The sequence below is a fragment of the Caballeronia sp. LZ032 genome (genome assembly GCF_031451315.1).
In the GTDB taxonomy this organism is placed as follows: domain Bacteria; phylum Pseudomonadota; class Gammaproteobacteria; order Burkholderiales; family Burkholderiaceae; genus Caballeronia.
This window is the reverse complement of the sequence record NZ_JARUXP010000005.1, coordinates 161,870-174,326: the sequence shown is the minus strand read 5'-3', so window position 1 is coordinate 174,326 and position 12,457 is coordinate 161,870. Positions and strand designations below refer to the sequence as shown.

General features: G+C 61.7%; 5 protein-coding genes and 5 pseudogenes. 7 read left to right on the top strand and 3 right to left on the bottom strand.

From position 1 onward, the window contains the following. Window positions 1-412: 412 nt before the first annotated feature. Together QCE69_RS35365 and QCE69_RS35360 are read left to right on the top strand one after the other, a co-directional pair. A pseudogene (locus QCE69_RS35365) lies at window positions 413-516 on the top strand (electron transfer flavoprotein subunit beta/FixA family protein); the annotation flags it as partial. A gap of 175 nt (window positions 517-691) precedes the next feature. Next, window positions 692-3,082, top strand: coding sequence for a PAS domain S-box protein (locus QCE69_RS35360; RefSeq protein ID WP_309935577.1), 2,391 nt, complete (start codon window positions 692-694; stop codon window positions 3,080-3,082). A 640-nt stretch (window positions 3,083-3,722) separates the two neighbouring features. Here the strand turns inward: QCE69_RS35360 and QCE69_RS35355 are convergent. Both QCE69_RS35355 and QCE69_RS35350 read right to left on the bottom strand, forming a co-directional pair. Then, window positions 3,723-3,973: pseudogene (locus QCE69_RS35355) on the bottom strand (DUF6723 family protein). 82 nt (window positions 3,974-4,055) lie between these two features. After that, window positions 4,056-5,090 (bottom strand): chemotaxis protein CheB, encoded by a 1,035-nt coding sequence (locus QCE69_RS35350; RefSeq protein WP_309935576.1) that lies wholly within the window; start codon window positions 5,088-5,090, stop codon window positions 4,056-4,058. A 157-nt stretch (window positions 5,091-5,247) separates the two neighbouring features. Between QCE69_RS35350 and QCE69_RS35345 the strand changes: the two genes are divergently transcribed. The 4 genes and pseudogenes from QCE69_RS35345 to QCE69_RS35330 all read left to right on the top strand — a co-directional run. After that, entirely contained in the window at window positions 5,248-5,670 is a 423-nt protein-coding gene (locus tag QCE69_RS35345; protein WP_309935575.1) for a response regulator, read from the top strand. A 105-nt stretch (window positions 5,671-5,775) separates the two neighbouring features. Continuing rightward, entirely contained in the window at window positions 5,776-9,894 is a 4,119-nt protein-coding gene (locus QCE69_RS35340) for a CheR family methyltransferase (protein ID WP_309935574.1), read from the top strand. Between the two features lie 435 nt (window positions 9,895-10,329). Next, window positions 10,330-10,455 (top strand): annotated as a pseudogene (locus tag QCE69_RS35335) (IS4 family transposase); the annotation flags it as partial. Window positions 10,456-10,622: 167 nt separating this feature from the next. Continuing rightward, a pseudogene (locus QCE69_RS35330) lies at window positions 10,623-10,778 on the top strand (hypothetical protein); the annotation flags it as partial. On the opposite strand, the gene QCE69_RS35325 reads toward QCE69_RS35330, so the two are convergent. Continuing rightward, entirely contained in the window at window positions 10,768-11,895 is a 1,128-nt protein-coding gene (locus QCE69_RS35325) for a GGDEF domain-containing protein (RefSeq protein ID WP_309935573.1), read from the bottom strand. The pseudogene QCE69_RS35330 and the gene QCE69_RS35325 overlap by 11 nt on opposite strands. A gap of 62 nt (window positions 11,896-11,957) precedes the next feature. On the opposite strand from QCE69_RS35325, the pseudogene QCE69_RS35320 reads away from it, so the two are divergent. After that, window positions 11,958-12,443, top strand: a pseudogene (locus tag QCE69_RS35320) (glutathione binding-like protein); the annotation flags it as partial. Between the last annotated feature and the right edge of the window lie 14 nt (window positions 12,444-12,457).

Sequence of the window (12,457 nt, the reverse complement as noted above, 5' to 3'; positions counted from 1 at the left end):
GGCGGGGAGGCAGACGGCACACACGCGGAAGGCCTGTCTGGATAAGGCGGTATCGAGGCGCTGCGCATCATGACCAAGGGCCGGCCGGCGCAACTGGAAGCGGCGCCAGTTGAAGGGCTTGCGTGTGATCGGTGGCGCGTATGCGGGTCGAATTTGGTCCGATCGACGAGGCCGAGATCGACGCTTATTACCGAAAAGGCGAACCGCTGCGCGGCTTGTTTCCGATGATCGAGTATCTGGCGCCGGTGCGGCACTTGTAAGCGCGCGTTGGTCTCACTCTTCGGCAGCAGTCTGAGACTGCTACGCCGAGCGAAAATCGCCTCGTCCCGAATGTTGAACTGGACGCGCGTTAGCCTCCCTTAACCCATATACCGGAGTGACTCTGCCACGCTGGATGTCGCACCGCGTTTCACAGGCCATCGACGACGATTCGAATCAGACCGGCCAGATGCTGCAGCGCCGGCCGGATTGCCGCAGGCGACGTTCGCATCGAAGGTCGTGGTCGCGGACGGCAAGCTGCGGCAGCCACTCTGGCTATTCTGTGGGTTAAAGTGCCGGCGTGCCAACCGCGCGCGATGGTTTTCGTAACGATGATAGATGTGTGCCGATAGGCTCGGCATGGGCACGTTTATTGCTGTAAATAACTCTTGACGCACAACGCGACGTTACAAAGCTTATATAAATCCAGCAAATGAGCGACATTGACCCTGCACCGGCCGCCTTCAGCTCTGTGTGGCTCGGGCTATGGGCCGAATCCACCCAGGACTACTCTATCTTCGCCCTCTCACCCGAGGGCATTGTCTTGACGTGGAACCCAGGCGGCGAGCGCATCCACGGTTACCGGCCCCACGAGATTATCGGGCAGCCATATTCTGTTTTCTTTCCGGAGACGGAGCGCGCCGCGGCTGCACCGGAGGCGGCGCTGCGGGCCGCGACCGGGACCGGTCGCTCCGTCATGGAAGGCTGGCGCCTGCGTAAGGACGGCACCCCGTTCTGGGCAAACGTCGTCACGACGGCACTGCGCGACAGCCGGCGCCAACTCCTTGGTTTCGGCACGGTGATCGCCGACGTGAGTGACAAGAAAGCAGCCCACGACGCGGTGCTCAAAAGTGAACGGAGCTTCCGCCTGCTGGTTCAGGGTGTCACCGACTATGCCGTTTTCATGCTTTCGCCGGACGGGCGCGTCACGAGCTGGAACTCAGGCGCGCGGCGGATCAAGGGGTACACCGAGGGCGAGATCATCGGTTCGCACTTTTCCCGGTTTTACACCCCCGACGATGTGGCAGCGGGTGTCCCTTTCCGGGGACTCGAGACAGCCAGATGCGAGGGACGTTTGGAGGCTGAAGGCTGGCGCGTACGGCGCGACGGTAGCCGATTTTTCGCGCATGTCATCATCGACGCCATCTGCGAGGATGGCCAGGTGGTCGGGTTTGCGAAAGTCACACGCGATATCACCGAGCGACGGCGAGCAGCCGAGGTACTTGAGCAAACGCAAAGCGAACTGTTCCAGGCGCAGAAGATGGAAGCGCTGGGCAAACTGACGGGCGGTGTGGCGCACGACTTCAACAATGTCCTGCAGGTGCTGCGGGGCAATCTCGAACTGCTCGAAAGCAGGCATGGCCGCGACCACTGGAGCGCCGAGCGGCTTGGTAATGCGATCGACGCCGTCGACCGCGGCGCCAAGCTTGCATCACAGTTACTTGCCTTCGGTCGCCAGCAACCCCTCGCTCCGGTCGTTATCAATCCTGCGCGTCAGCTACGGTCGCTCGACGACTTGCTGCGGCGGGCGCTGGGAGAGGCCATTGAAATCGAGTCCGTGGTGGCGGGTGGGCTTTGGAATACGATCGTCGATCCGCATCAGCTCGAAAACGTGATCCTCAATCTCGCGATCAATGCCCGCGATGCAATGCCCGGTGGCGGCAAGCTCACTCTTGAGCTATCGAATGCGACGCTCGACGACGAATACGTGTCGTCAATCCCTGACGTCGTCGCCGGCCAGTATGTGATGCTGGCCGTCACCGACACCGGAACCGGCATGAGCCAGGACGTGATGGCGCGCGCTTTTGATCCATTTTTTAGCACGAAGCCTGAGGGCCGAGGTACGGGGCTCGGCCTCAGCATGGCCTACGGCTTCGTCAAGCAGAGCGGCGGGCATATCCGCCTCTACAGCGAGATCGGCGAAGGAACGACCGTCAGGATCTATCTGCCGCGTTCGGCCGGCGCGGCAGTTGAAACCAGAACGGCCACGCCCGGTAGCCTGAAGCACGGCAACGAGACGATTCTCGTCGTGGAGGACGATCTGAGAGTCCAGTCGACCGTCGTCGAACTCCTCTCTGGCCTCGGTTATGCAGTGCTCAAGGCTAACGACGCCGAGCAGGCGTTGGCCGTGGTCGCAAGCGGCGTGCACATCGATCTGCTGTTCACGGACGTGGTGATGCCCGGCCCGCTGCGCAGTCCCGAAATGGCCCGTCGCGCAGTCGAGATGCTGCCGGGGCTGAAGGTTCTGTTCACCTCGGGCTACACACAGAACGCCATCGTGCATGGCGGCCGACTGGACCCGGGCGTCGAACTGCTGAGCAAACCATACAGCCGCCAGCAGCTCGCCGACAAGGTGCGGCAGGTGCTTGGCACCAGCGACGTCGAAGCGAGCGAAGCGTCTGCGGGCGGCACGTGTGCTCGCGACGGACTCGGGCCAACTGGAGAGGAGGACGGCCTGCGCATCCTGGTCGTGGAAGACGACGCCGCGTCGCTCGACGCAACCTGCGAACTGCTGACGCTGATTGGGATGCGTCCGCACCGCGCAGCAAGCGCGGCGCAGGCGCTGAACGCGCTCGACGGGAACGACTTCGACATCCTGTTCACTGACGTCGTCATGCCAGATATGTCGGGCACCGAACTGGCACGACGCGCGTTTGCCACCCGTCCGGAGCTCCGGATCATTTTTGCGTCAGGAAACGCTGTACCGGACGACGAGAGCTTGGGATATGAATGGGCGGCGCTGCGCAAGCCTTTCACACTTGATCAGTTGCGCATGGCGCTGCAGCCGGTCAGCAGACCGGCAGGCGAGCCGTCCCGCCGATGATGGCCAGTCCGTGACGACCGACGGCACGAGCAGAAGTCAGGTTCGCGATAGGACGACATTGTTGAAGTTGCAGTGCATCAATGCACGAGCGCCACGGCTGGCGCGGCGAACTGGCCGCGGGTCACACCTTGTACGTGCCCTTCGACCCGACATAGGCGGTCACATTTCGTTTAGGCGACCTGGCAGATGCAGGCGGCAGTGCTGCCAGTATCCGGTCCAGTCCGGCCGCCTGTCAGCGTCGGGGAGACGGCGAAGCCGGCCGGAGAACGAATCATCTTTGTCGGCCAGGTAGCGAACGACTGCGCGCGCCCCATGGACCTGAAGCGCGCCGGCACGGGCGCAGGCTTGGGGCTTGGCCTCTTCATCGCCAAACAAATCATAGGCTCTCACAACGGAGCTGTAACGGCGGAGTCAGCCAATGGAAGGACGGTGTTTGACGTCGTTTTACCGAGAAACGCCAATGCTCAACAGCGGTCGAGCGCCTGCCAACTCAGTAGTCCGCTTCACCTACCGCTACCTTTCGCCTCGCCGTCGCAGATGAGCCGCTACCGGCAGTGGCTTCACCGGCCATAACCAGGGCGTTCAAGGTCATGCTTGACGATTTTATGGGCCCACTGATGCTGATCGCTCGGTGCTGCCACTATAATTCCGGACTTTCCAGGTCGCCGCGAACGATTTCGTCGCCGTGCTGATGCGCAGCGCGAATCGCGTCGGCTTTGGTTTCGAACGGGCCGATTTGCGCCGCGCCTTCAACGGATACAGTAGCCTGCCGTCGGGCTTCCTCACGACCTTCAGGGTGCCGTAGTAGCCGCTTGTACTGGCGCCCCGATAAGACGCATAAATCTCGAAGTCATCTCCAGTCGCGCCGCGGGTTGGCACTACGATTTTCATCGGAAACAGAACGAGTTTCGGACGCTTCCCATTAACATGTCCCATACGTTCCCAAGTGGCCCATTGATCGGGGGTTGGCTTCCTATTTCTGAACCGCGAATGTCTGATCATCCTCTGCCCCGGCGCTTCCCATGATGAATTCTCGCAGGGACCCTTCGAGCCTGTGCAATTTTTCGGATAGCGCGTGCTCCGATTGCGCGCGCGCTTCATCGCCCTGTGATTCGGCTGCACGCGCGCGGCTGGCGGCGAGCGCCGCGCGTTCTTCTACTCGACGCACCGACGTCCACAGCGCATCTTCAAGATCCGCCTTTTGCGCGGCGGCCAGCGAAGCTTCAGTGAAAGCGTGCCCGGTATGGCATCGGTAGCGAAGGGGCGCGGCATCGCCTACTTCCCAAACGATACCTCCGCAGTCCGGACAGGTGAGCGTGCTGCGCTTGCCCAACTGATCGAGCAGTGCGGGCGAAGAGACACCAGTGAGCGCGATCTGCGCTTCGATCTCGATCGGTCGCTTATCGGCGGTCATGTGGCCTCCTCTTATAGGTTGGTGAACCGCGTCAACGATGGCCTGCGCAAGCCTGTCAAGGCACGCCACCGTAGCGGCCGGGACCGCGCGAAGCGCGGAGGCCGGCATTGACTGTGCGACGCTGTCTTGCGGCGCTTGTACGATGACGCGACCGCCACAGGCGTTGACTGCGGCTGCGCCTGCCGCACCGTCGTCAAGGTCCCCGGTCAAGACCACTGCGACGGCGCGAGCGCCGTACGCGACGGCCACCGAGCGGAATAACGGGTCAATGGCTGGACGCGCGAAGTTTTCTTTCGGGCCAGCGCTCAGCCGTATCCGCCCATCATGAACCAGCATATGCCGATCGGAGGGTGCGACATAAATCCGCGACGGTTCGAGTGGAATGTTGTCTATCGCATGGGCAACCGGCAAACAGCAAAGCGGCGCCAGTAGCTCAGGCAGCAGACTGCGATGCGCGCCAATATGCATGACGATCAGGACCGGAGCGGTAAAATCCGTCGCCAGTGACGACAGCAGCGTGCGAAGTGCGTCAAGACCGCCCAGCGACGTACCGACCGCGACGATCCGATTCTCGATAGGCTGATCGTGATGCACTGCGTGCCTCCAGACTGTGGCTGCGGCTGGCCGCGTCGCTGCCCGTGGAACTTCACTGCAGTTCCGGAGTCGGGACCGCATGGCATAGACGAGCAAGCAGCGAACCTGGAATGGTGCTTGCGTCAGCACCGCAGCCGACGCAATCACCTGAACCGACATGAAAAGCGGAACTTGGACCGGAATCTGGACCGATAGGAAAGCGTCCCCGCACCGTCCGCTACGCATTCTGGTCGTCGACGATGACGCGCTTGGCGCTGAAGCCGTGGCGCTTGCGCTCTCCTTCGTGGGTCATGAAACCCGCTTCGCATTCAATGGAGACTCCGCCTTCGAACGCATCGCATCGTGGACGCCGCACATCGCCGTGCTGGACATCAATATGCCGTCGCCCGATGGTTTCCAGCTCGCCGCGCGTTTGCGTGCGCTCGACGGCGCCGGCGAGGCCGTCCTCATCGCGTTCACCTCGATGGACGAGCGAGCCGTCCAGCCTCTGGGCGTCGCGGCAAGCTTCGACGCCTTCTGTCAGAAAGGTGCCGGAACCGGGCCTTTACTGGATATCATTGCACGGCTTGCTGCGCTTTAATGGGGGCATTGCCACGTGTTGTGTGCGTGGCGCTTCAACGTGAGATAACCGGCTTGAACCTTTATCGGACGCGCGGCAGTCGGTCCGAGGAAATAGGCTACTGGTATGACCCCAAAAGAACAACGCAAACCTGCGGGCCCTGACTTTGCAGTGGTCGGAATTGGCGCCTCCGCGGGCGGCGTCGAAGCGCTGTTGCGGCTTTTCGAAACTGCCCCACCCGCGCCGGGCATCGCCTTCGTGGTGGTCCTGCATCTGTCGCCCGATCATACGAGCCACGCGCACGAGGTCATTCAAAACGTGACCCCCTTGCGCGTGCGGCAAGTCAGTACCCCGGTGCCGCTCGAAAAAGATAACGTCTACGTCATTCCGCCTGGCAAGCTCCTATCGATGGTGGATGGACACCTGTGCCTGAGCGACCCGGAACCGCCGCGGCTGCCGCCCACAAGCATCGACGTGTTTTTTCGCAGCCTGGCCGACGCTCATGGTGCGCGCGCTGTCGCCGTCGTCTTGTCCGGTTCGGGCGCAGACGGCTCAGTAGGTATTGCGCGCGTCCGCGAACAGGGTGGCATCACCATCGCTCAACGTCCGGAAGAAGCGCAGTACGGCGAAATGCCAAGCAACGCGATTGCAACCGGCGACGTTGATCTGATATTGCCGGTGGCGCAGATCATTCCCAAGCTTTTGGAACTAGTCACAAGCGCGGCGAGAATCGCCTTGCCCGCGCCGTCGGATCCCGATGAAGAGATCGGCAGCATCGAATCGCTCATTCCCGATGCCAATGCAATTGACGAGGTGCTGGACACACTACGTGCCCGGACCCGTCACGATTTCTCCAATTACAAGCGCGGCACGATCGTGCGACGCATCGAGCGCCGCATGCAGGTCAATGCGCTGACGTCGGTGGCTGCGTACAAGAACTTTCTGACCGAGAATACGCACGAGACGCCGAAACTCCTGGCGGACATGCTGATCGGCGTCACGAACTTCTTTCGCGATCCCGAAGCGTTTGATGCGCTCGAGAAAGCCTTGCCGGCGGAGTTCATACAAAGCCTCAAAGACCGTGACGAAGTGCGTGCGTGGGTGCCGGCCTGTGCAACAGGGGAAGAGGCTTTTTCGATCGCGATGCTGCTGGACGAAGCAGCGCGTCGATTGCCCCATCGGCCGAGGATAACGGTCTACGCCAGCGACATCGATGAACGGGCGATCGCCATCGCGCGGGCGGCCAGCTATCCTTCGGCCATTTCGAATGACCTGTCGCCTGCCCGTCTGACGCAGTATTTCACCAAGGAGGGGAACCGATACCGACTGGTGAAATCGCTGCGCGACACCGTGATCTTTGCTGCCCATAATCTGCTGCGCGATCCACCCTTCTCGCGCATCGATCTGATTTCCTGCCGCAACGTCCTGATCTACTTCGACCGCCGCGCCCAGAGACGCGTCTTCGAAGCGTTCCATTTCTCGTTGCGCCCCGACGGTCTGCTTTTTCTCGGCTCGGCCGAATCGGCTGACTTCGCCCACGAGCTCTTTGCGCCGGTGGATAAGTACAAGAAGATCTACCGAGTGGTGCCAAGCGCCGCAACCAATCCCTTGCCGACCTACGTCAACATTCAACAGCACCCGCACGATGGCGGCGGTCAAGCGTTCTTTACTTCGCCAGTCAGCAGGCAACCGATTGATGTCGAAGCGCCCAACCCGGCACGATCGCTCGACCTGTTTGGGCCGCCGGTCATTGTGGTACGCACTGACGGCACCATCGTCCATCGTTCGGCCAATGCCCATAGGCTGACCGAGGACGTGCGGCGTGCCCGTGCCCTCAATCTCTTCGACATCACCCGTGAAGACGCCCATCCTCGTATCCGGCAAGCGATGCAGCGCTGTACCACGGCCGGACGACGCCAGGACGAACAGGCGCTGCCTTTCTCGACCGCATCAGGCGAGATTGCGGTGGATCTGTCCTTCTGGCCCTACCACGACCCTGTACGGGACGAGGATGTGATCTCTCTCACATGTGACCCGTTGACGCCACTTCCAGCGACGGACTCCGCGGCGAGCGGCGAGCCTGCTGACGAGACGCTCGACTCGCTTAGGCATGCATTGGCGGGAAGCGAGGGCCGCGTGCGCAACTCCTTGCACGACGCGCAGAAATCGGCCGAGGAGCTCAGAGCATCGAACGAAGAGCTGCAGGCCATGAACGAGGAATTGCGCTCGGCAACCGAGGAATTAGAAGCGAGTCGCGAGGAATTGCAGTCGCTTAACGAGGAACTGGTCACGGTGAACTCCGAGCTCCTGACGAAGGTCCAGGAGGCCGCCCGCGTGAGCGATGATCTTAAAAACCTCATCGCCTTGGTCGGCGTGGCGACGGTGTTCGTCGACCGTACGCTCAACATAAACCGGTACACGTCTCCGGCCGACACCCTTTTCAATATCCTGCCCACCGACACCGGCCGACCGCTTCAGCATCTGACGCACAGACTAGATTATCCGGACATGATCGACGATCTGCGCGCCGCGTTCGAAACCCTCAAGAAGATCGAAAAGGAAGTGCGGAGCAAGGACGGTCGCACCTTCCTCGCCCGGGTCCTTCCGTATCGCACTGACGATGATCGTATCGATGGGGCCGTGCTCGCACTGATCGACATTTCAGAGCAGAAAGCCGCTCAAATCCAGGCGCGCGCAAGCGAAGAGAGGCTCAAGCTCGCTGCACAGGAGACGCATGACGTCGCCATTGCTGTCCTCGACGACGATGGCGTAGTGGTCAGCTGGAACGCAGGCGCGAGTCGCATTTTCGGTTACAAGGCCAACGAGATGCTGGGCGGCCCCCTCGACGCCATTTTTACCTCTGAAGATCTCGCGGCTGGCGTACCGGCGCGCGAGCGCGACAAAGCCCGCCATAACGGCCGTGCCGAAGACGAGCGCTGGCATGCGACCAAAAGCGGTGAGCGCGTCTTTTGCAGCGGCTTTCTGAGTCGCATCGATGTGCCCGGGTTTTCGGGCTTTGCCAAGATCGTTCACGATGCGACGAGACGCAAGCTGGTACAGGGAAAGCGAGACCTTGTGCTGGCGCGGCAGCGCGCCGATTACACCGAGATTCGAAAATCGAGCCGGTTGAAAGATGAGTTCATCGCGGTGCTGTCTCATGAACTGAAAAACCCGCTCAATCTCATTCATATGAAAGCGGAAATCCTCGCTCGTCTTCCGGAAGCGCGACACATCAGCCGTGTTCGCGAAGTCGCCGATGCGATACAGAAGTCAGTGCTCGGGCAAGCGCAGATCATCGATGACCTGCTCGATTTTTCGCGAATTCAGACAGGCAAGCTTTCTCTACGCTTCGCACCCACCGATCTGACGAACGTCGTTCGGTCGATCTCAGAGGCGGTACGCGACGATTTCGCCGCAAACAGGATCGAGCTACAGGTGCACATTCCGTCGACACCGGTCGTTATCGAGGCCGATGCCATACGCATGGAACAGATCGTCTGGAATCTGCTCAGCAATGCGTTGAAGTTCACGCCGCCGGGCGGAAAAGTCACCATCCGGTTGCAGCACCAAGCGAATCAGGTGTGTATGGAGGTGGCCGACACGGGCGTCGGAATCGCCCCCAATCTGCTTGAGTCGATCTTTGATATCTTCCAGCAAGCCCCCAACGTGCCGCCGCGTGCGCAAGCTGTCGGATTGGGCATCGGTCTATCTCTGGTGCGCCAGCTGGCTCATCTGCACGGCGGAAAGGCCGAGGCATTTTCCGAAGGCGAGGGTCGAGGCGCTCGCTTCGTCGTCTTGCTTCCGGCCGAGACCTCGTTCGTTCATCGGCAAGCCGGTGACAAGCCGGCAGACCTTTCGATCTTCGCGGGGTCCCGCGTGCTGCTGGTCGAGGATTCCGAAGAGTCGTTGCAGGCAATGGCAGAGCTGTTTTCCCTGTACGACGCACGGGTTACGACTTCGCCGAGCGCAGCCGAGGCGTTACACGCGGCGCAAGCGTCCGAGTTCGACGTTATCGTCACCGATCTGAATTTGCCGGATATGGACGGCTATCAACTTGTCGCGCGACTGCGGCAACTGCAAACTTGCATGGGGGTGCCGATTGTGGCGGTCACCGGCCGAGCGATCATGCAAGAGGAGGCGCTTGCGCATGAGGCCGGCTGCGACGCCTGCCTTTCGAAGCCATTCAATCTCCAGGCGCTGGCTGATGTTGTCCAAAAGCTTCGACCGGAGGGTCGAACGCAGTGACCGCCTCGAGGAGGCGAGGAGGCAACCTACTGTGCAATTTCTCGAGCGTTCAGATATCGATCAGCCCGTTGTAGCTGGCGATACCACGCTTACAGGCCGGGTGCCAACAACTGCGATGTGTGTGCCCATGGCAAGTGCGCCGGTCAGGCTCTGCACGCCGCCGCGGCTAGGTAAGCGCGAAATTATAACCGTCCCACGCTCAGCCCATTTGATCCGAGTGGCGCGATGAACTTTCCTTACCAGTGCCGCTGCACCCGAGGTCGTGTTCACGAACTTTGCAGAGGAAGCCGAAGGGTTGCGTGATATGCAGCAGCGATACAAAGGTCGATCCATTTTTTGCGTCTGTTATTTAAAATGGCGAAATGAAATTGATATGTGGATTAGCGGAGCGCACATATTTAGCGGTAAGTAGCTCCGGGGGGATTTCGCCCGGAGGCTCTCACAGCGGCGTTCATTCTCAACAAGAAGAAGCCGCCGAAGAGCTCACTGCGTCTAAATGAGGTCGTGCGCTTGGTCGCCATGCTCGGCGGTTTTCTGGCCCGCGAAGGCGATGGTGAACCCAGCGTCAAAATCATCGGGCAAGCACAGCGTCAAGGATTCCGAACGTTCTCGCGTCGTCGCCCGCCCATGGTCGACCGAGAGACCTCAATCAAGACAGGTATCGAGTACTCGCCGAACGAAGCGATCGCATCACGTGGACCTACCGGCTCTTTCTCGACCAGCAGGCGAAGGCGGCGGAGCGCATTCCCGGCGAGGGCCTGTGGGTCAATCCTGACTGCGGGCTCAGTGCGCGGCAATGGGATGAAGTGATTCCCGCGCTGCGCAACATGGTAGCGGCGGCGCGGACGCTGCGTCAGGGACTCGGTTCATCACTTACGCAGTGAGCTTGTTGCGCCCCGCCACCTTCGCGCGATTAAGCGCGACGTCGGCGCGTTGCAGTGCGTCGTGAAAGCCGTTTTCGTTCGCCCCGATCTGCGATACGCCGATGCTCGTCGTCCATTCGGGCATGCCTTCGGTGACTTTGCGGCACGCCTCGTGGATCTGGTTCGCGCAGGCCTGCGCATTCGCCGCGCGCGACGCGGGCAGAATCGCGACGAACTCATCGCCGCCGAGCCGGCCGAACTCGCCGCCGAGCGATTCGACTTCGTCGCCCGCGAGCCGCGCCAGTTCGATCAACACGTTGTCGCCGGTGAGATGACCGTGGCGATCGTTGATCTCCTTGAAATGATCGATATCGATCGCGAGTACGGTGGCGCCCGGCGCGGCGAGACGCGTCGCGTAACGGCCGAATCCGGCGCGGTTCCAGACGCCCGTCAGCGGATCGCGCAGCGCGGCGTCGCGTAGGCGTTGTTGCGCGCGCTCGGCGGAAATCGCCAGCAGGCCGAGATTGAGCACGCCGAGAAGCAGTTGGTCGGAGAGCGTCGGAATCAGCGCGAGCAGGTTGAGGCGCGGAACAGTGAACAAGTAAGCCGCGAGCGTCACGGCGTAGCCCGGCAGATAGCCGAGCATCGCGAGTCCGGCGATGCGTCTCGCACGGCTCTTCTCGCGCCGCCCGCTCGACCAGAGCGTGATGCCGGTGATGGCCGCGGAAACCGCGACGCTGATCGTGTCGCCCGCATGCGTGATCGTCGATACGATCGATGCGCCCGGACCGTGGCCGCCGAGCGACGCCGGCAAAATATGCATCGCCGCGCAGCCGATGACCGGCGCGAGCATCCACGCGTGAAACGGCGGCTTGCCGTCGAACGATCGCAGGCCGGAGATGATCAGCATGTTGGTGGCCGCGAGCGCGCGGAGCAGCAGCCCGACGAGCACGAGATTGCCCCGCGAGTACTCGAACCCGACGAGCACCGCGGCATACAGGAACGCGCTCGCCGACCAATGCACGAATTGCGGCTCGATGCTTCGTCCGAAGCGCACCAGCGCGAAGACGAGCCCGAACGCCGTGCTCGCGAGCACGCTGCAAAGGCGGAGTGTTTTTGTGTCAGGTGTGTGGAACATGGCAAAGCCCGCCACGCGCGGGGCAGGAACCGCCGCCGTCATGGACGGCGGACGGCGGATCGTCGAAACGCACCGAAAACAATACGCCGTTCAACGACATCAATCCGAAAGGTTACGTGCCCGTCCTCGAACTCGACGACGGCAAGCGTCTCACCGAGAACATCGCGATTCTGTGTTGGGTCCCGCAACAGGCGCCATCGCTCGCGCCCTCCGGCGACGACGGCAAGCTGCGCCTGATCGAAATGCTCGCGTTCATATCGACGGAAATCCACAAGCAGTCCGGCCGCGTGTTCAGGCCAGCCGCCGACGCGGAAGCCACGGCGGCGCGCGAGAAAATCGGTCAGCGCTTTGCGCTCATCGCGACGATGCTGCGCGGCGATTATCTGTTCGGCAACGAGGTCAGCGCCGCGGACGCGTATCTTTTCACGATGCTGACATGGGCGCGCAAGATGAACGTCGATATGCCCGCCGAGCTGCAGGCGTTCTACCACCGCATGCGCGAGCGGCCCGCCGTCAAGCTCGCATTCGAGCACGAAGGGCTGGAGTGAAAGGATCGGCCCCG